Here is a 19,950-nt window from a genome sequence, read left to right on the forward strand (position 1 = left end):
ACACCCGCAAAAGGATGGGGATCGAAGCGTCGTGCACTGCCTGGTGCTGAGCGATGCGTCGGACCGTCCTGCGTTTGCCATCAGAAAAATCAGCGAGGAACACTCCATGCTCGAAGTCATCAACGACTTCCTCTCAGGGAAAGTACTGATCGTGCTCATAGTCGGGCTCGGCGGTTATTTCACGATCCGCTCGCGTTTCGTTCAATTGCGTCACTTTTTCCACATGTTCTCGGTGTTTAAAGACAGCCTCAAGAGCAGCGCCGGTCAACTCAGCTCGTTCCAGGCGCTGATGCTCAGCCTGGCCGGCCGCGTGGGTGCCGGTAACATCGCGGGTGTCGGTATTGCTGTGACCCTGGGTGGTCCGGGGGCGGTGTTCTGGATGTGGGTCACCGCGCTGGTGGGCATGTCTTCGAGCTTTATCGAGTGCTCCCTCGGCCAGTTGTACAAGCGCACCGACGCTGAAGGCACCTATCGCGGCGGCCCGGCCTATTACATCCAGCACGGCCTGCAGAAGCGTTGGCTGGGGATGGTCATGGCGTTCCTGCTGCTGGTGACCTTCGGTTTTGCCTTCAACGGCCTGCAAGCCCACGCCGTGACCCACTCGCTCAATAACGCCTTTGGCCTCGACACCACCTACACCGGCCTCGCGCTGGCGGTGTTGCTGGGCCTGGTGTTCATTGGCGGGATCAAGCGTATTGCGTCGATTGCCGACCTGCTGGTACCGGTCAAAACCCTGGTGTACATCGCCGTGACCCTGTACGTGATCGTGCTGCAATTCGACCACGTGCCGGCCATGCTCGCGACCATCGTCAAGAGCGCGTTCGGCCTCGACCAAGCCTTCGGTGGCCTGGTGGGCAGCGCGATCATCATGGGTGTCAAACGTGGCGTGTTCGCCAACGAAGCAGGTCTGGGCAGTGCGCCTAACGTAGCCGCGGTGGCTTCGGTAGAGCATCCGATCGCCCAGGGCGTGGTGCAAGCGTTCAGCGTGTTCCTCGACACCTTCGTGATCTGCACCTGCACCGCATTGCTGATCCTGCTGTCGGGTTTCTACACCCCAGGCTTTGAAGGCGACGGCATTGCCCTGACCCAGAACTCCCTGGCGGCGGTGGTCGGTGACTGGGGCCGCATGTTCATCTCGGTGGCCTTGGCGTTGTTCGTGTTCACCTCGATCATGTACAACTACTACCTGGGCGAGAGCAACCTGCGCTTTCTGGTCGGCAATAACCGCAAGGTGCTGATGGGCTATCGCGCATTGGTGCTGGTGCTGATTTTCTGGGGTTCGATCGAGAACCTGAGCACCGTGTTCGCCTTCGCCGACATCACCATGACCATGCTGGCCTTCGTCAACCTGTTCGCCCTGGCGTTCCTGTTCAAGATCGCCATGCGCATCCTCAACGACTACGACAACCAGCGTGCAGCGGGCATCAAGACCCCGGTGTTCGACTCCAGCCAGTTCCCTGACCTGGACCTGGACCGCAAAGCCTGGCCGGCCAATCCGGTGAAGCCTGAAGCAGCACCCTCGGCTGAACTGAGCGCTCAAGCGCAACGTTGATCACCGCTAGATGACACGCCGCCCGGCCTTGGGCATGCTCTGGGCCCGGCGGCGTTTTTCGTTCAGGAGATTTCTCATGCAACCAGCTAACAACGTGATGGTGCTCTACACCGGCGGCACCATCGGCATGCAGGCCAGCGCCAATGGCCTGGCGCCCGCTTCAGGTTTTGAGGCGCGTATGCGCGAACAGCTTGCCGACGCGCCAGTGCCCGCGTGGCGCTTCCAGGAAATGTCGCCACTGATCGACAGCGCCAACATGACCCCTGCCTACTGGCAGCGCCTGCGTACCGCCGTGGTTGAAGCCGTGGACGACGGCTGCGACGCGGTGCTGATCCTGCACGGCACCGACACCCTGGCGTACAGCGCGGCGGCCATGAGTTTCCAATTGCTGGGCTTGCCCGCACCGGTGGTGTTCACCGGCTCGATGTTGCCGGCCGGCGTGCCGGACAGCGATGCCTGGGAAAATGTCAGCGGTGCTTTGGCCGCATTGGGCGAAGGCCTGGCAGCGGGTGTACACCTGTACTTCCACGGCGCGCTGATGGCGCCGACCCGTTGCGCAAAAATTCGCAGTTTCGGGCGCAATCCGTTTGCGACCTTGCAACGCCAGGGTGGCATTGCCCGCGCCGAGTCCCTGCCGGCCGCGCTGGATTACCGTCAGCCCAAAGCCTTGGCGAATGTCGCCGTGCTGCCGTTGGTGCCGGGTATTGATGCCGCGCAACTGGACGCCGTAATCGGCAGCGGCATTCAGGCGTTGGTACTGGAGTGCTTCGGCAGCGGCACCGGGCCAAGTGACAACCCAGCCTTCCTGGCCAGCCTTCAACGTGCGCAGGACCAGGATGTGGTGGTGGTTGCTATCACCCAATGCCATGAAGGCGGTGTAGAGCTGGACGTCTACGAGGCCGGCAGCCGCCTGCGCGATGTGGGCGTACTGTCCGGTGGCGGCATGACCCGCGAGGCAGCGTTCGGCAAGCTCAACGCCCTGCTCGGTGCCGGGCTGGAGACCAGCGAAATCCGTCGCCTGGTGGAATTGGACCTGTGCGGCGAACTGAGCTGACCGGCATGTAACTTGCTCTACTTCCAGCCTCTCCTGGCTGGAAGTTCCCATGCTGCACTCCCACCTCACCACCCTCAATGCCGTGTCCTTGGTACTCAGTACCTTCGAGGCCGAAGGCTTGCCCCACGAAGCGTTGCTGGCCGGCAGCGGCATCTGCGCGGCGGACTTGAGCCGCGCCGACACGCGCATCGCTACGCACCAAGAGATGCAAGTGTGCGCCAATGCCGTGGCCCGTCAGCGCGATATCGGCCTGATCGTTGGCCGGCGTATGCATGTTTCTTCCTACGGCATACTGGGCTATGCCCTGCTCACCAGTGCCACTTTCGGTGACGCTTTGCACCTGGCCCTGCGGTATCCGGCGCTGTTGGGAACACTCTTCGAACTGAGCCTGGAGGAAGACGGCGAACGTATCTGGTTCACGGCCGGCGACTACCGCGAAAACCCGGCCCTGACCGCCTTCAATGTCGAGTTGTGTCTGGGATCACTGAAGGTCATCTGTGACGACCTGCTCGGCCATCCCCTGCCCTTGCTGGGCGCCCGTTTTGAGCACGACGCGCCGGATTATCAGGCGCGCTACGCCGAGAGCTTCGACTGCCCGCTACAGTTTCAGGCTATCGCCAACGCGTTCGCCTTTGATAAACGCTGGCTTGCCCAACCGTTGCCCCTGGCCGACACGGTCACCCACCAGGCCATGGTCGAACGTTGCCGCAAACAAAATACCGAATTCACCGGGCGCGAGGCCTGGCTGGGGCGAATCCGCCAGTTGCTGGCCGCACAACTGCACGCCGCCCCTGGGCTCGATGGCCTGGCGCAGCAGATGAACTGTTCGGCGCGCACCCTGCGCCGGCACCTGCATGACCTGGGCTGCAGCTATCAGGAACTGCTCGATGAGTTGCGCTTTGAACGCGCCAAACAGTTGTTGGCTGAGAACCTGTGGCCGATCCACCGAATTGCCGAGACGCTGGGGTTCAGCGAAACGGCGAGTTTCAGGCATGCCTTCGTGCGCTGGAGCGGCGTGACGCCGAGCCAATTTCGCGCATGACGCCCCAATGCGGGGCGAATTACGGACACACAAATTGGCCACATTGATCCCCTTTTGGCCTCTCCTGACGTTCTCATAAACCGCGCTCGCCGCAAGACTGCATGCACCGATACAGCCTGCGGAGAACAAAAAATGCTGACGATCTACTCGGACGATCACCACCTGCACCACGGCCGTTGTGAACTGATGGACGGGCAACTGATGCCCTGCTTTGAAATGCCCTCGCGTGCCGACCACGTGCTGCAACGGGTCAAGGCGCGGGAACTGGGACCGGTGCAGGCACCGCAGGATTTCGGCTTGGCGCCGCTGCAACGCGTTCATAGCCGCGACTATCTGGACTTCTTCAAGGGCGCCTGGCAACGCTGGACCGAATACGGCCAGGACGGTGACCTGTTGCCCTACACCTGGCCCGCCCGCACCTTGCGCCGCGTGATGCCCACCAGCCTGCACGGCCAATTGGGTTATTACAGTTTCGACGGTGGCGCGCCGATCACCGCCGGCACCTGGCAAGCGGCCTACAGCGCCGCGCAAGTCGCCCTCACAGCCCAGGCCGCCATCGCGCAGGGCGCCCACAGTGCCTTCGCGCTGTGCCGCCCGCCCGGGCATCATGCCGCCAGCGATTTGATGGGCGGTTATTGCTACCTAAACAACGCAGCCATCGCGACCCAGGCGTTCCTTGATCAGGGCTGCAAAAAGGTCGCGATCCTCGACGTGGATTACCACCACGGCAACGGCACGCAGTCGATTTTCTACCCACGCAACGACGTGCTGTTCACCTCGATCCACGGCCATCCGGAGGCAGAGTTTCCGTTCTTCCTCGGGTATGCAGATGAGCAGGGAGAAGGCATCGGAGAAGGTTTCAACTTCAATTACCCGCTACCCGCAGGTGCAGGCTGGGAGGCTTGGAGCGCAGCGCTTGAACAAGCCTGCACAGAGATCGAGCGCTACGCCGCCGACATCATCGTGGTGTCCCTGGGCGTGGACACCTTCAAGGACGACCCTATCTCGCAGTTCAAGCTCGACAGCCCGGACTACCTGGCCATGGGCGCGCGCATTGCCCGCCTGGGCAAGCCCACGCTGTTCGTGATGGAAGGCGGCTACGCAGTGGAGGAAATCGGAATCAACGCCGTCAACGTGCTGGAAGGTTTCGAGGAAGCAGCCCAATGAACATACTCAAGTCGCTCGCCCTGTGCGCCGTGGTTGTCAGTGGCGCAGCCCAGGCCGAAGAAAAAACCCTGAAGGTCTACAACTGGTTCGACTACATCACGCCCAAGGCGCTGGAAGACTTCAAGGCCCAGCACCCGTCGATCAAGTTGGTGTATGACATCTTCGACACCAACGAAGCCCTGGAAGCCAAGTTGCTCACCGGCAACTCCGGCTATGACGTGGTGGTGCCGTCCAATGTGTTCCTGGCCAAGCAGATCGAAGCCGGTGTGTTCCAGCCCCTGGATCGAAGCCAGTTGCCCAACTGGAAACACCTGGACCCCAAGCTGATGAAGCTGATCGAAGCCAACGACCCCGGCAATCAATACGCCGTGCCCTACATGTACGGCACCATCCTGATCGGCTTCAACCCAGCCAAGGTCAAGGCAGCCCTGGGCGACAACGCCGCCGTGGACAGCTGGGACCTGATCTTCAAGGAGGAAAACCTCAGCAAGCTCAAGCAATGCGGCGTCGCACTGCTGGACTCGCCCTCGGAAATCCTGCCCCTGGCGTTACAACACCTTGGCCTGGACCCCAACAGCGACAATCCCAAGGACTACGACAAGGCCGAAGCGCTGATGATAAAGATCCGCCCGTATATCACTTACTTTCACTCCTCCAAATACATGGCCGACATCGCCAACGGGGATATTTGCGTGGCGGTGGGCTATTCCGGCAGTTTTTCCCAAGCCGCCAACCGTGCCAAAGACGCCAAGAATGGCGTGACCGTGGACATGCGCCTGCCCAAGGAAGGCGCGCCGATCTGGTTCGACATGCTCGCCATTCCCAAAGGCGCCAAAAACCCGGACGACGCCTACACCTTCATCAACTACCTGCTGCAACCCACAGTGATCGCACCCATCAGTGACTTCGTCGGGTACCCCAACCCAAACAAGGACGCTACCGAGAGGGTCGACCCGGCCATTCGCCACAACCCCAACCTGTACCCGACCGACACCGCCATGGCCACGCTCTACACCCTCATCCCCCTGGACAGCAAAGCCGAACGCGCCAGGACAAGGGCTTGGACCAGGATCAAATCCGGCACCTGAAGCACCTTGGTTTGACGTGTACCTTCGAATGCGCTTGTGAAGGTGGCCTATCTAAGCACCGCCTCTCTGTGTGGCCGCGCCCTAGCATGGAAATTTCTAGCCTTGACCTCAGGGCTGGTTCCACCAAACGGCCAGACAGGGAAGCCTCACCATGAACGCCCCCGCTTCAACGACCACGCCCTCGAACACATCACGTCAGGATGCACGCATAGCGCTGCTCACCCAATTCTCTACAGGTCCTTCGTTCAGGGAGACTGCAACCCTGCTGCTGCGCGAGGCGCTACAGGAGCAGTACCCGACGCTGGATATCGACCCGGACACCGTCATGCTCGCAACGCCCACCTGGAACCTGGATGACGACCGGGTCAGCGCCGGCCCCACCGAGTACCAGGCTCTGAGTGACATCCTTGCCAGGCAGGCAGTGCTGGCGGTGCCGATCTTGTACCTTCAGGGCGAGCACTTTCTCACGCAGCAACCGATCATCGAGCCGGCAGTACACCTGCCCGTGCGCGTGAATGAAATCGCCAAGACCATCAACCAACTGGCGCCCTCGATGCTGCGGGCCTATCAGCAACAAACGATCAACTATTGGAATCAAACCAACGGCAGCGGCCCACATTGGCACGAGCTGTCGAACCTGCTGCGCACGGTGTGGAATGTCGAGGCCGCCGATGACTGGACCGCCACCGAGTGTGCCATGGCTCGCGCCCTGTTCACTCACCCCGACAAAGCCGACAGAAAGGGCAACGACCTCTACAAGCTCAGGGCTTGCCTGGTTGATATCGACCGAGTCGACGATGAAGGGCAGGTCAAGCACGTCAATGATGTGATCATCGCGGTATTGATCGGCGAACACGAAGGCAAAACCACAGTCCTCACGCATTCGCTGCTCAAGGGTTATGAAAAGTTTCCTTCGCTGGAGCTCCTGGGCCAATCCTTGCCCGCGCACCTGTCGGGCTCTGTCACGGACCCGCAAATCCAATGGCGTCTGTTTGAACCGGATGGCAATTTCTTTGATCACCAAGCCTGTGCATTGGTGTCATTGCAGATCGATACCATCGCTGAAATCGACTTCTCCGACCTGCGCAAAACCAACAACGTCGATATGGCACTGGGCACGCCACCTGCTGCTGCCCCGCCGCCTGCGCAAAGCAGCCCGGATCTGGCCTGGTACCGCGAGCAGATGCCCGACTGGCTGACAAATGCTTCACCCAGCGACTCGAATTTCTATGCTCGGCACCTCAAAGACCTCGCCGCGCTGCATAACCAGAATGCCGGTCGGTCGTTCCTGGACGACGTCCCTACTATCGAGGCGTACGCGTTGAAGGTCATCAAGGCAAAGGTGATCAAGGACCACCCGGATAGCACTAACCTGCCCTTGGAGAAGATCTTCCTGCAAATAGAGAGCCCGGTCGTGTGGGGCACTTTCGTCGTCCCGGGCCAGGTTGAGAGCAACAGGTTCAGCCTGGTTGAACTGGCCCTGCAAAACCTGATTGCAGTGCCCGTCGGTAACAAAGTCGTCAAGACCAGCAATGGTTCAAACCTGCCTGAGTGGATGACCCCTGCCTATTTTGAATCGCTGGCCACCGATGCCGATATTGGCCGTACCTACCCTGCGCTGATCAAGGAAAAGCTGCTGGATGACACTCGGGAATCTGCACGCCGTAATACGCTATATAGCCAACACCTGCGTATCCAACTGCCGATGCAGGCCTTGCAGGCCAAGATCCGCCAGGAAGACAACATTGACGAGCGTGGCTACCGTTATGTGACCGCCGTGATGCAAGAAAAGGCCACTGACAGCAAAGTGGACGGGCAAACCATCGTACTCAGGCCCTTGGCCTTCGTGCCCACCCGGCGCACGGATACCTCTGTGGACACGGTCGCCAACATGTACGTGATAGGCCCCGAAGACCCGGCGGCCGGGCCATGCCTTTTGTACCGGCCGCTGTTCACGCCGGCCCTGATGCAGTTCCCGTCGCCGGCCAACCTCATCTATACGATCGCGCAATCGAGCAGCTTGTGCGAGTCGGTCTTGGCCTGGCTGCCGGATGCGGTCCGCAGCGACTATACCAACTATGTATTTCCCGGCTCGCTGCCTTCACCTTGGGCGGTCGCCGAGTACCTGGTGGAGCCCGACAAGCTATGGACCATGAGCGGGCCAATGACCCTGGGCACCGAAGTACTCAATGGTGATCGATTCACCACAATGTTCAAGGCCAATGCCCAGGCCCTGATAGAACTGGCCGACCGCCAATCGGTGTCCAACGCCGAAAGCCGTTGGGCGACCTTTAAACACGCAGGCTGGGTGATCTTCAATGGGGTGCTGCCGTTTCTGGGGCGCACCATCGGCACGGGCGCCTGGATCTGGCAGGTGGTCGATCAGCTGCAAACCTTTGTGCAAGCGCATGACCACGACGAAAAACAAGCCGAGTGGTCGGCACTCACCGATGTCCTGTTGAACCTCGGCATGGCGATCACGTTGCACGCCGCCAGCCGCAGCCACCGTACCGGCTACCCACGCAAGACCACGCCAAAGCTGACCAAAGCGACCAGCACAAAGCAGGTCACGATCAAACAAGAGGTGACCCTGACCAAGGAGTTGCCGGCCACACATTTACCGCACCTGCACACCAGCGGCGCAATCAAGCGCATACCCAGCGAACTCGCAACCGTGCTCGACAGCTTCAAGGTCAGCAAACCGCAAGGCCTCGGCGCGGCGCAAACCGCAAAAAACCAGTACCAGCATCTCTTTCATCAGGCACAAAAGTACTACGCCCCTGTGGGGGAACGCTGGTTTGAGGTCAGTGCCGGTGAAGATGAAGCGGTAGTCATCATCGACCCGAAGCAGCCCGGTCGAACAGGACCTGCGTTGATTCACAACGCTCAGGGCCAATGGTTCATCGACACTCGTCTGCGCCTGCGCGGCGCCGGTTCCAAGCAGCTGCAGGAACAGTCAAAATCCAAAGCTGAGATCAACGCGATAGAAGCCAAAAGACGCCTGACGCTATTTGAACAAAACAAACCCACTGCGCAATTGGAGTTGCAGCAGGCCCATCTGGCGATGTCGGACACCGCGTCATCCACTTCATCCGAAGTCAGCCGCCAAACCTACCTGCAAAAACTCAAGAGCCAGAGCAGCGACTACGAGAAGGCACTGCAACAGCTCAAGATATTGAATACGTTCTCGCCCAGCGCGGACTATCAGCAACACGCAATCCGCTACGTGAACGCCCAACTGGAGCTGACCCGGACCGGTATCACCGAAGCGCAAGTCGCCTTCACACCTAAACTCAAAACCGTGCTGGACCAGGTCGAACATCAAATCAGCCATCCAGAGGAACGTCATATCGACGATGCCCGCATCATGAGCGAATTGAGCCAGGACATGATCCAGCGCCTGAACTACAGCCAATCGCGGCTTACCCAACTCAAAGCGCTGGGTGAGCTGGGATTCGAGCAAATTCGCAACTACCGGAGTCAATTGCCAAGCTACACCGCCCGCGACCTCAGGGCCTTGCAAGTGTCTTTGGCGCGCAACTTATGCCTGGACGGCGACAGCATCGCCACAGCCTCGTCAGCCTGGAGTGCCATTGACACCATCGTCGACACCGCCAACCTGTCGATTCAGGCCTTGCATGAAACGTCGATGGAGCGTAGCCAGGCGCGCTTGGATGAACGCATCGAAACCCTTGGCAGCCTGGTCGAACAGTTCAAGATCATCGACGAACGCCTGCAGGATTTCCCCGACGAGTTTCCTGACGCAGCGCTGCCTGCACGTATCACGACCCTGCGCGAAAAAATCCGCGATTTCTACCGCGAAACCCTAGGTAGCCTGGAACTGCTGCACGCGGATAGGGACACGCTCAGAAGCCGCCCGACGCCGCCTTTAACACCGCCAAGAGCAAAGCAAAAAATCATTCACACGCGCTACAACGGGGTATTGGTGGGAGTACCACGACTGACAGAGGCCGGTGATGAAACCGGCATGGTGGATGTCATCTCTCCTCTCAACCAGCAGATCATGGCGACCTTCCACGAAAAAACCCCAGGTGTGTGGGTGCAGCACGTCAATCCCGTCGAGACCACCACTACCACCACTATTCTGGACGTCGCCACCAGTATCAGCCTGGCCCAGAAGCTTCTGGACGGGTTGGGGGCCTTCAAGCAGCGCACTGGCCAACAGGCGATCAAACCGGAGCGCAGCGCTACTGGCATCGAATGGCTGTACCACGAGCACGCGTTAAAACTGGAACAGGCCTCTGCAAACATTGAGCAGGCCCTGACCCAAAGCAACTCCACCGAGAGCAACGGGGGCTCTGCGGCTCTGGTCAACAAACAACTGGGCGAAGCGGCGCAGGCACTCTATCAAGAGGCGGCTCGCCAGAAACTGCAAATGATCAAGAAACGCCCACCCACCATCAGTAGCGTGGAATGGCTTAAGCAAAACAACGAGATCGTAATCAAGAGAACCGTCAAGCGCCGCCGGCTCAAAGGGCCTGTCAAGGTCTACCTGGATGAGTACACCCTGAGTAACCGCAGTGATAAAACTGTGCTGTGGTATGCACACTTCCATTATTCGGCCGAATGGGTGCCCGCCAGGGCTTTTCTCAGGGGGCGCCTGAAAACCCCGCAAGAGCACGCCCGGGGAGTAGATGCCGACAGTCTTGACGGCCTCAACGAACAGCAAAAAACCGCGTTCTACCTCAGCGAAATAAACCGGGACCAGGCCCAGCGGTTGTTTTTCAAAGTGAAGTAACCTCAGTGCCGGATCGTATTCAAGCCAGCCACACCCGACGCAAGCGGGCCAGCGCCTGTGCGATGGCCGCCTCAGGCACGGCAGCGAACCCCAGCACCAGTCCGGCACGCTGGTCCGATGGTGGGCCGGTATCTGCCAGCCAGTAGCCGCTCAAGCCGTTGATCTCGACATCCACCGCGCGGGCTTGGGCAAGCAGCGCTTGCTCACGGGCCAGACTGTCCACGCGCACCGTCAGGTGTAAGCCTGCCGCAACGCTAGGCAAGGCGCCGACGCCTGGCAGTTCGCTGGGCCAGCCGACCAACAAAGCGTTGCGGCGGCTCAGGGCCGCACGGCGCATACGCCGGACGTGGCGCTGGAAATGCCCCGCCGCCATGAATTCGGCCATTACGGCCTGAGTGCTGACTTCGGAATGACGCATGTCCACGGCGCGGCGCCGAGTAAAGGCCTCTACCAGACCCGGCGGCAATACCAGGTAACCCAGGCGCAAAGCCGGGAATGCCACCTTGCCGAAGGTGCCGACGTACAGCACTCGACCATTGCGATCCAGCGCTGCCAGTGGCGACAGGGGCGCACCGGTGTAACGGTACTCACCGTCATAATCATCCTCGACGATCCAGCCGCCAGTACGCTCGGCCCAGGCCAGCAACTCCAGGCGCCGCGCCAGGCTCATCACCACGCCCAACGGGTACTGATGGGACGGCGTGACATAGGTCACCCGGCAATCCTTCAGGCGGTTCAAGACCTCGCAGTCAATACCATCGCCATCCACCGGCACGCCATGCAATCGGCCACCTGCCAACGCAAAGGCATGGCCTGCCGCGCGATAACCCGGATTTTCCACTGCCACGCCATCCCCAGGCTCCACCAGCAACTGTGCACAAAGGCTGATTGCCTGTTGTGCGCCACTGGTGATCACTATTTGCTCAGTCGTGCACTGCAGACCTCGCGCAGTGCGCAGGTAAGCGGCGATCAAGCCACGTAGACGTTGGTCACCGGCCGGGTCGCCGTAGCACAACTGCGCCAGGTCCGGCTTGCGCCAGAACGCCCCGTTGAGCTTGGCCCACACCTCAAAAGGGAATAGATCGAAGGCCGGTACCCCCACCCGAAAAGCCCGCGGCGGACCACAAGGAGGCTGAACCAAATGATTATGTTTGACCCTGTCCAGGCCAACACTGTGGATAACTTCACTGGCCTGAGTGCGCGCATTATCCAGACGATTTGTGGATAAGGCTGTGGGTAAGCCTGTTGAAAACCCTGTGGATAGTTTTGTGGATAGTTTTTTTGCTGTGGGCAGCTGCGAGACGTAGGTGCCGTCTCCCACCCGGCTTTCAATAAACCCCTCGGCATACAACTGATCGTAGGCGCGTACCACACTGTTGCGCGAGATCGACAACGCCGCCGCCATATCACGGGTGGCAGGCAAGCGCGTGCCACTGACCAGTCGCCCATCCAGCACGCGCTGGCGCAGCGCATCGTACAGCTGGCGTGTCAGGCCCTGGCGGCGATCCAACTCGATGCCAGCAGGGTCGAACGACATCGAGGGGATGAGGGGCGGCATATTGGACCTATGAAATGAGGGCTAGATGGCTCTTACAACGAGCCATTAGCCTGCCTAGGATGCAGGCATTCGCCAAGGAAAATTTCCATGTACACACCTCGCGCCTTCGCCCTCGATGATTTGCCCCAAATCCAGCAACTGATCCAGCACACGCGCCTTGCGCAGTTGGTGACCGTGGGTGAAAACGGCCTGCAGGCCAGCCACCTGCCGTTGCTGCTCAATCCCGACGAAGGACCCAACGGTACGCTTTATGGGCATCTGGCCAAAGCCAATCCGCAGTGGCGCGACCTGCAAAACGGCAGTGAAGCACTGGTCATCTTTGCTGGCGCCGAGGCGTATGTCAGCCCGGCGTTTTACCCCTCCAAGGCTGAGCACGGCAAAGTGGTGCCCACCTGGAATTACCTCGCCGTGCACGCTTACGGCAAGGCCGAGGTGTTCAGCGACGGCGAGCGATTACTCAAGGTCGTCGGCGCCCTCACTGATCACCACGAACGCGGCCGCGCCCAACCTTGGGCCGTCGGCGACGCGCCGGACGACTACATCGACGCGATGCTCAAGGCCATCGTTGGCTTTGCCCTGCCTATCGACCGCCTGGTCGGCAAACGCAAGCTCAGCCAGAACCGCAGCGCAGCCGATATGGCCGGCGTACGTGAAGCCCTGGCCGGCAGCGCTGATCTGCGCGACCAGAATCTCGCCCGTTTCATTCCCCAAGGAGTTGCAGAATGACCCCGATCGACATCCGCCAAGTCACCGCCGCGGACCACGCCGCCTGGCTACCGTTGTGGCTGGCCTACTTGAAGTTCTACAACACCGAACTACCGGACGCCATCAGCCAAAGCACCTGGCAACGCCTGATAGACGCTCGCGAGCCGACCCACTCGGCGCTCGCCTGGCAGGACGGCAAGGCGGTGGGCATGGTTAACTTCATCTATCATCGCTCCAACTGGAGCATCGAGAACTCGTGCTACCTGCAGGATCTTTTAGTGGATCCATCCCAACGCGGCACCGGCGTGGGTCGTAAGCTGATCGAGTTCGTCTACGCCACCGCCAAGGCCGATGGCTGCTGCAAAGTGCACTGGTTGACCCACGAGACCAACGCCACCGCGATCCAACTCTACGAACGCATCGCCGAACGCCCTGGTTTCATCCAATTTCGCCAAGGTCTTTAAGGAGCCCAGCATGTCCACTTCCCTCGCCGACTGGAAAGGCGTCCCGTCACCCACGGTTCAACTGCTTGAAGGACACTTTATCCGCCTGGAAAAACTCGACCCGGCGCGCCACGGCGATCAACTGTGGCAAGCCCTACAAGGGCCCGGTGCTGACCCGAAGCTATGGGACTATTTGCCCTACGGCCCGTTTCCCGAGCGCGGCGCCTTTGATACCTGGCTGAACAACCATGCGGCCCATAGCGACCCGTATTTTTTCAGCGTGATCGACCGCGCGAGCGGTCAGGTCCAGGGCATCCTCAGCCTGATGTCCATCGTCCCAGCCCAAGGCCGCGTTGAAATCGGCCACGTCACCTTCGGCGCGCCGATGCAGCGCTCGCCAAAAAGTACCGAAGCGGTTTACCTGCTGGCCAAGTACGCGTTCGAACAGGGCTACCGCCGCCTGGAGTGGAAGTGCAACAACAGCAATGCGCGCTCCAGGTATGCGGCCGAGCGATTGGGGTTCAGTTTTGAGGGGGTGTTCCGCCAGCATATGGTGGTCAAGGGGCAGAACCGGGATACGGCGTGGTATTCGATCCTGGATTCGGAATGGCCCAAAGTGGGCGCGGGATTTGAGGCCTGGTTGTCTGAGGCGAACCAGAGTGGTTCGGGCCAGCTGAAAACGCTGGCCGACTGCCGGATCTAGATCTCACTCGCACCGCCCCTCCCACACTTTAATCTGCGGTGGATCAGTTGGTCAGGCGCTGCGCCAGCACCGCAATATGCTCCGGCCCGATGCCACAGCACCCACCCAAATGGTTGGCGCCACGCGCCTGCCAATCAGCAGCCCAATGCAGGTAACCCGGTGGGTCGAGGTCGTCGCGCAACGGGTCCAGGCCATCGTTGGCCGTGGCTTCCTTGGGTTGCGGCGGGAAGGCGTTGGCGTAGGCACCGATCTGAATCGCTACGCCCAATCGCTCGAAGGTCTCCCGCGCGGCATCGATCGCCGCGCCGATCACTTCCGGCTGGCTGCAGTTGAACAACAACACCTGCACACCCAACTGCGCCGCCGCCTCGGCCGCTTCCGCTACCGGTTCGCCGGAGCGCAGGCGCGGTACGTCGTCGGTGTCTTCGTCTTTCAAGGTGAACGACAGCCAGAACGGTTTACCGTCCTGCGGCAGCCCGGCATGAATCGCTCGCGCTTCAACGATTGAGCTCTGGGTTTCCGCCAGCCACAGGTCGACGTGAGGTGCCAGGCCCTGCACCAGCGGTGTCAGCAACTCGCTGACCCGCTCCGGCAGGAACAAGTCGGGCCGGTAGGAGCCAAACAGCGGCGGCAAGGAGCCAGCGACACGCACCGCCTTGCCGGACGCCTGCACCGCCCGTCGCGCCAACTCACCGGCCAATGCGGCCAGCGCCTGGCCTTCGGCGGCGAAGCGCGCCTCACCAATATGAAAGGGCACCACCGCGTAGCTGTTGCTGGTAATCACGTCGGCACCGCTGTCGATATAGGCCGCGTGTACCGCCTCCACCGCTTGCGGCGCTTCGCTCAAGGCCAATGCCGACCACTCCGGCTGGCGGAACGGCGCGCCACGGCGTTGCAGTTCACGGCCCATGCCACCATCGAGAATTACTGTGCGTGCTGCGCCCATATGCTTTTTACTCATATGCTTATGAAAATAACTCACTATGAGAGTCGTTCTTATAACTATTTAATGCGTACCGTTCGGTTAATAACAACCTCTTTTTTATTCAGGTGTTCGATTTTGAAATTCAGACCGCTGTTGGCCCTGGGCCTGACGATGTTGGCTGCTTCCACCCAAGCCTTTGGCGGTGCCACGCTGGATCGTATCGAGCAGAAGAAGGAACTGGTCGGCGTGCTGATGGAAAGCTACCCGCCGTTTTCATTTCTCAACGAGCAGAACCAGCTCGACGGTTTCGATGTGGATGTGGCCAAGGCCGTGGCGCAAAAGCTTGGCGTGAAGCTGCGCCTGGAAACCCCTTCATGGGACGTCATTGCCGCTGGCCGCTGGAGCGGGCGCTATGACATTTGCATCTGCTCCATGACCCCGAGTAAGGCACGCGCCGAGGTGTTCGACTTCCCGGTTGAGTATTACGCCTCGCCCGCGGTGATCGTGGTCAACGCCAAGGATGATCGCATCCACGAAGCCAAGGACCTGAGCGGCAAGAAAGTCGGGCTCACCAGCGCCTCCAGCTACGAGAGTTACCTGAACAAGAGCCTGGTCATCGAAGGCGCCGAAGACACGCAGCTGCAGTACCCGTTCGAAGACGTGCAGATCGCCCCGTACGATACCGACAACGTGGCCTTCCAGGACCTCGGCCTGGGCGCCGGCGTGCGCCTGGACGCAATCCTCACCAACCTGGTTACCGCGCAGCCGCGCTTGACCCAGGACAAGCGCTTCAAGCTGGCCGGCGCACCGCTGTATTCGGAGCCCAACTCGGTGGCCATCGAGAAAGGCGACGCGCAGTGGGACAGCAAAGTGCGTGAGGTCTTCGCCCAGCTCAAACAGGACGGCACCTTGAGCAAGCTGTCGCAAAAATGGATCGGCGCCGACATCAGCCAATGAGTTTTCGCATACGGCTTTACCTGACCTGGGCGGCGCTGTTCGCCCTGTTTGCCAGTTTCTTCCTGAGCTTTGACCTGAAGTTCTCGATCATTCTCGACAAGCTGCCCAACCTGGTCGGCCTGCACCTGGCGCCCAACGGTTTTCTGCAAGGTGCGGCGCTGACGCTGTTCCTGTGCCTGTGCGCCATGCTTGCGTCATCGGTGCTGGGCTTTATCACTGCGCTGGGGCGCCTGTCGAAAAGCGCGGTGGCGTTTGGCATTGCCAGTTTCTACGCCTCGTTCTTTCGTGGCACGCCGCTGCTGATCCAGATCCTGCTGATTTACCTGGGCCTGCCGCAACTGGGCCTGGTGCCGGGCGCCATCGTCGCCGGGATCATCGCGTTGTCGCTGAACTATGGTGCCTACCTGAGCGAGATTTTCCGCGCCGGCATCCTCGGCGTGCCCCATGGTCAACGCGAGGCCGCGCTGGCCCTGGGTATGCGTGACCGGGAAATTTTCTGGCACGTCACCCTGCCCCAGGCCATGCGCACCATCATCCCCCCGGCCACCAACCAGTTCATCTCGATGCTCAAGGACTCGTCGCTGGTCTCGGTGATGGGAGTATGGGAAGTGATGTTCCTGGCACAGTCCTATGGCCGCTCCAGCTACCGCTACATCGAGATGCTCACCACGGCGGCAATCATTTACTGGGTGCTTTCACTCGGACTGGAGCTGATCCAGGCGCGCATGGAGCGGCATTTCGGCAAGGGGTATGTGCGGCGCGGCTGAAGCTCAAGATCTGTTGCGTCGCAACTTGACCACGCCCATCTGCATACCGAAAGGTCGCAAGACCGCGTTAAGCGATTTCACGGTCTGATTGCCCTCGCCGTGTTCGATGTGAACGAGGGTGCGCACAGAGATTTTGCACATTCTGGCAAACTGACTCTGGTGCAAACCCGTAACTTCGGTGCGCAGGCGACGTACAGCCTCGGCGAGTTCCAATGTCCCATCGGCGAGGGAGGTCTGAATGCTTTCGATCAGCAGGGTTCGCTCTTCAACGCTGCGGCTCATGTCAGCCCCCATTCTTTAAGACGTCGCGGCAAATTCTTCAAGGCGATCGCAGGGTGATTCATGGTGACTGCCGGCAAGCCACTGGTGCTCAGAATGTCCGGCAACGCCGATAGCTGTTGCGCTATCACCCTGAGATCTTCGAATAGCTTCTGGCTGTCGACAAGGTCACCCAGACTGTCACAAACCCCTCGCCAATCCACCTCCCCTGCTCGCTCCAGCTCTTTAGGCCACTTGGTACTGCGCGTAACCCCTTCGTCGTCCATTACCATGGGTGCCATGTCGTATATAGGTGCGAGGCGCAGGGTGTTCGCTTCGCGGATAATCGATGTATTACGGCCGTGATTGTCCGAGTTACCGAGGATTTTATTCAACAGGTCGCGCTTAAGGTATTCAGCGACCAGGGCTGGCACCTCGTGCGACTGACCCGCCTCTCGCCACAAGCCAATCAACAACTCAAGTACTTCACGATGTGCCATGGCACTGCCGGGAACGGTGACACCCGCCAATGAGTAAATTGATTCCACCGCGTAACGCTGAACGCCTTGGGCAGTGACCTGTCGATCAAAGCGGTGCATCCACACACTCGGCTTGCTCGCTTCTTCCAGAGCCAGCCCTGAGGCAGCTACGGTATCCATGCCCAAGGTCTGCAGAGCTTTGTAATAGTGGTATTCACTACGCAGGATATCCTGATCCGTCTGCGTGCCTTTATTGCGCGCAAACTTCACAAACCAATGTTGTTTAACCTGTTGATCATCCAGCACGGCATCCGGGTACAGCAAACCTTGTTGGTTTTCTGTCAGCAGCAGTTTGGGCGCCTCACCGCCCGCACCTGTCGCACCACCGATGGCCGCTCCTTGCTCATAGGCGTATTCAAGAAAGCGGCTGTCGCGCTGGACCACGTCATGGCGCTCAAATCCCATGGGGGGTCGCATGTCCAAGGCTTCAATCGACTCCTTGATGCGCATGTGACCGATGGGAGCGGGCGTGCTGCGCATCAGCAGAAATAGATCTGCGCTTATGTCATCCGTTTTTTCCCGACCCACACGCGCCATAAGAAAACGCTTAGCCGCCCCCGCAGGGGCGAGGTCATGCACAAAAGCGGGAGCACATGAGGCTCTATTACCTCCCCATTCCAGAGGAAATCTGGCGCTAACAGCCTTGTCGAAGAGGCGGCTCATGTCCTCAAGATGTTCCACCAAGTAGTGCTGGTCATAGCCAAAACTGCATCGGCTTTCAAAACCTTGCTGCGGTGTATCAAAAGTCAGAAACATAGCATCCCGCCAATGGCCTTCGACGTAGGTTTGTAAGGTCAGACGGAGCATGGTTCGCACCTGCAAGTTAATGCGTTTATCTACGCATATCAGACGTTAAATATGCAATATAGTGCATACTTTAGCGCAAACCCAGCTTTTAATCTGCATTAAAATGCGTAGAACCAATAGGCGCGGTAGCGAAACAAGCACCACAGTTTGGCCACTGGCAGATAAGTTTTTAATCGCACCTGACTAAAGACAACTCCCGCAAACCAGCGGTCAATGGCCTGACAGTTATCGCCCCACGCTCCCGCTACATTCCCGACCTCATTCATCAGAGGTCGGGAATTCATGCCCTTTACATCCCAAAGAATCGCAGCGTTCATCAGCCTTGTTATTGCCGTCAGTGTGCAACCTGCACAAGCGCGGGGTGACATCGAATACACATCATTTTCTTACCAACCCTATGATTCGCTCGACACTGAGTGGGCCTTCGAACCTGAAGTCGGTACGCCGCCAATCCCTGGGCCCTACCCCGGCTACTTCATTGGCCAAGCCTCCACCTACAATGGCGTGCAAGTGGCCAAGGTGCTGGAGCCGGCGCTGCTTGAACTGCTCAAGTCCGGCGAATTGACCTCGGAGGAGCTCAAGGAGCTGCAAAAGGTAAATGACGCACTCGCCGCACAGCCCGGCGGGATCGGCGCAGCCCTGGAGCAATTGGCCGGTAGCCAGAACGCGAACCTGCTCAGCGCCACATACGCCGTCACCAGCCACATCAGCAGCCAATTGCTCTCGTCCCTGCGCAACCTGCCCGACGACGACAACGGTCGTTTCTGGGTACAAGGGTTGAGTAACGGCGGCCACCTCGACCCACGAAGCGGCAGCGCCGGACTGAAGCACGATAGCAAGGGTCTGATGCTGGGCGCCGACTGGGCAGTGGATAACGCCTGGCGTGTGGGTGTTATGGGGGCAAAATCCGCCAGTGACCTGAAGGCGCACCGCTTCTCCACCGAACTGGACAGCTTGCACCTGGGCGCATACGCGGTGCGTCAGGACGGCCCGCTGGCCCTTCGCCTGGGGGCGATTTACAGCAGCCATGCCGGGACCAATCGGCGCGACGTCAACCTGCTCGATTACAAGGACTCGCTCAAGTCTCGTTACGATGCCCAAAGCCAAACGCTGTTCTCTGAGCTGGGCTATCAATTGGGCAGCCAGGACCTCCACATCGAGCCTTTCGCTGGCCTCGGCTACCAGCGTCATCACCGCGACGGTTTCAAGGAAAGTGGCGGCCTGACCGCGCTGAACGTCGGCGCGCAGACCCAGCAGAACCTTAACAGCACCGTTGGCCTGCGCCTGGCGACGGTTTACAGGCTCGATGATCAGGTCAGCCTCACGCCTCACCTCAGCGCCGGCTGGAAACACCTCTACGGCGCGGTTGACAGCCAGGTGCACCAAACCTATCGCAATGCACCCGTTGCGCTTGATGGCTTCACCATTACCGGCACGTCCCTGGACCGCAATAGCCTCGACGTAAACCTGGGCCTTGATCTTGCGTTATCCAAGCAACACACCCTGGGCCTGGCTTACAGCGGCCAAGCTGGCACCCATAGCCGCAACCAGGGTTTGAAGGGGCAATGGACGATGAGCTTTTAACCGAGCATCGTCAGACGACATCCCGACAGCGAGCCTTCTTAC

Annotated in this window: 16 protein-coding genes; 12 read left to right on the forward strand and 4 right to left on the reverse strand. The window is 59.9% G+C overall.

Features of this window, described 5'->3' with window-relative positions; genetic code table 11:
• The first annotated feature begins 106 nt into the window (after positions 1-106).
• From PSEBG33_RS00375 to PSEBG33_RS00350, 6 genes are all read left to right on the forward strand, one after another.
• Positions 107-1,552: an alanine/glycine:cation symporter family protein gene (locus tag PSEBG33_RS00375; protein ID WP_005792545.1), complete on the forward strand. Its 1,446-nt coding sequence runs from the start codon at positions 107-109 to the stop codon at positions 1,550-1,552.
• A 76-nt stretch (positions 1,553-1,628) separates the two neighbouring features.
• Complete coding sequence (locus PSEBG33_RS00370; RefSeq protein ID WP_005792546.1) at positions 1,629-2,606, forward strand: asparaginase; 978 nt, start codon at positions 1,629-1,631, stop codon at positions 2,604-2,606.
• A 49-nt stretch (positions 2,607-2,655) separates the two neighbouring features.
• The gene (locus PSEBG33_RS00365; protein WP_005792547.1) at positions 2,656-3,648 is read left to right on the forward strand and encodes an AraC family transcriptional regulator; all 993 of its coding nucleotides are present in this window, start codon (positions 2,656-2,658) and stop codon (positions 3,646-3,648) included.
• 132 nt (positions 3,649-3,780) lie between these two features.
• On the forward strand, positions 3,781-4,815 hold the full coding sequence (locus PSEBG33_RS00360; RefSeq protein ID WP_005792548.1) for a histone deacetylase family protein: 1,035 nt from the start codon (positions 3,781-3,783) through the stop codon (positions 4,813-4,815).
• Positions 4,812-5,903, forward strand: a complete 1,092-nt coding sequence (locus tag PSEBG33_RS00355; RefSeq protein WP_005792549.1) for a polyamine ABC transporter substrate-binding protein — start codon at positions 4,812-4,814, stop codon at positions 5,901-5,903. The genes PSEBG33_RS00360 and PSEBG33_RS00355 overlap by 4 nt, the downstream gene beginning before the upstream one ends.
• 151 nt (positions 5,904-6,054) lie before the next feature.
• Positions 6,055-10,662: a dermonecrotic toxin domain-containing protein gene (locus PSEBG33_RS00350; protein ID WP_005792550.1), complete on the forward strand. Its 4,608-nt coding sequence runs from the start codon at positions 6,055-6,057 to the stop codon at positions 10,660-10,662.
• A gap of 19 nt (positions 10,663-10,681) precedes the next feature.
• Here PSEBG33_RS00350 and PSEBG33_RS00345 read toward each other — a convergent pair whose 3' ends face one another.
• Positions 10,682-12,220: a PLP-dependent aminotransferase family protein gene (locus tag PSEBG33_RS00345; RefSeq protein WP_005792551.1), complete on the reverse strand. Its 1,539-nt coding sequence runs from the start codon at positions 12,218-12,220 to the stop codon at positions 10,682-10,684.
• 87 nt (positions 12,221-12,307) lie between these two features.
• On the opposite strand from PSEBG33_RS00345, the gene PSEBG33_RS00340 reads away from it, so the two are divergent.
• Genes PSEBG33_RS00340 through PSEBG33_RS00330 form a run of 3 tightly spaced genes read left to right on the forward strand, consistent with a single transcriptional unit; the run spans position 12,308 to position 14,071 of the window.
• On the forward strand, positions 12,308-12,946 hold the full coding sequence (locus tag PSEBG33_RS00340) for an FMN-binding negative transcriptional regulator (RefSeq protein ID WP_005792552.1): 639 nt from the start codon (positions 12,308-12,310) through the stop codon (positions 12,944-12,946).
• Positions 12,943-13,389, forward strand: coding sequence for a GNAT family N-acetyltransferase (locus PSEBG33_RS00335; protein ID WP_005792553.1), 447 nt, complete (start codon positions 12,943-12,945; stop codon positions 13,387-13,389). Before PSEBG33_RS00340 ends, PSEBG33_RS00335 begins: the two co-directional genes overlap by 4 nt.
• A gap of 10 nt (positions 13,390-13,399) precedes the next feature.
• Positions 13,400-14,071 (forward strand): GNAT family N-acetyltransferase, encoded by a 672-nt coding sequence (locus PSEBG33_RS00330; RefSeq protein ID WP_005792554.1) that lies wholly within the window; start codon positions 13,400-13,402, stop codon positions 14,069-14,071.
• A gap of 43 nt (positions 14,072-14,114) precedes the next feature.
• On the opposite strand, the gene PSEBG33_RS00325 is transcribed toward PSEBG33_RS00330, so the two are convergent.
• Complete coding sequence (locus tag PSEBG33_RS00325) at positions 14,115-15,017, reverse strand: homocysteine S-methyltransferase family protein (RefSeq protein WP_005792555.1); 903 nt, start codon at positions 15,015-15,017, stop codon at positions 14,115-14,117.
• A 114-nt stretch (positions 15,018-15,131) separates the two neighbouring features.
• Here PSEBG33_RS00325 and PSEBG33_RS00320 point away from each other — a divergent pair, with 114 nt between their 5' ends.
• The gene (locus PSEBG33_RS00320; RefSeq protein WP_005792556.1) at positions 15,132-15,953 is read left to right on the forward strand and encodes an ABC transporter substrate-binding protein; all 822 of its coding nucleotides are present in this window, start codon (positions 15,132-15,134) and stop codon (positions 15,951-15,953) included.
• A complete protein-coding gene (locus tag PSEBG33_RS00315) occupies positions 15,950-16,720 on the forward strand; it encodes an amino acid ABC transporter permease (protein ID WP_005792557.1) in 771 nt (256 codons plus the stop codon). The genes PSEBG33_RS00320 and PSEBG33_RS00315 overlap by 4 nt, the downstream gene beginning before the upstream one ends.
• A gap of 3 nt (positions 16,721-16,723) precedes the next feature.
• On the opposite strand, the gene PSEBG33_RS00310 is transcribed toward PSEBG33_RS00315, so the two are convergent.
• On the reverse strand, positions 16,724-17,002 hold the full coding sequence (locus PSEBG33_RS00310; RefSeq protein WP_005792558.1) for a helix-turn-helix domain-containing protein: 279 nt from the start codon (positions 17,000-17,002) through the stop codon (positions 16,724-16,726).
• Positions 16,999-18,324 carry a type II toxin-antitoxin system HipA family toxin gene (locus PSEBG33_RS00305; RefSeq protein ID WP_032803756.1) on the reverse strand — a complete coding sequence of 442 codons (1,326 nt, stop codon included), beginning with the start codon at positions 18,322-18,324 and terminating at the stop codon, positions 16,999-17,001. The genes PSEBG33_RS00310 and PSEBG33_RS00305 overlap by 4 nt, the downstream gene beginning before the upstream one ends.
• A 282-nt stretch (positions 18,325-18,606) precedes the next feature.
• Here PSEBG33_RS00305 and PSEBG33_RS00300 point away from each other — a divergent pair, with 282 nt between their 5' ends.
• Complete coding sequence (locus PSEBG33_RS00300; RefSeq protein ID WP_005792560.1) at positions 18,607-19,908, forward strand: autotransporter outer membrane beta-barrel domain-containing protein; 1,302 nt, start codon at positions 18,607-18,609, stop codon at positions 19,906-19,908.
• The last annotated feature ends 42 nt before the right edge of the window (positions 19,909-19,950 follow it).

It is taken from the genome of Pseudomonas synxantha BG33R, assembly GCF_000263715.2.
GTDB classification, from domain to species: Bacteria; Pseudomonadota; Gammaproteobacteria; order Pseudomonadales; family Pseudomonadaceae; genus Aquipseudomonas; species Aquipseudomonas synxantha_A.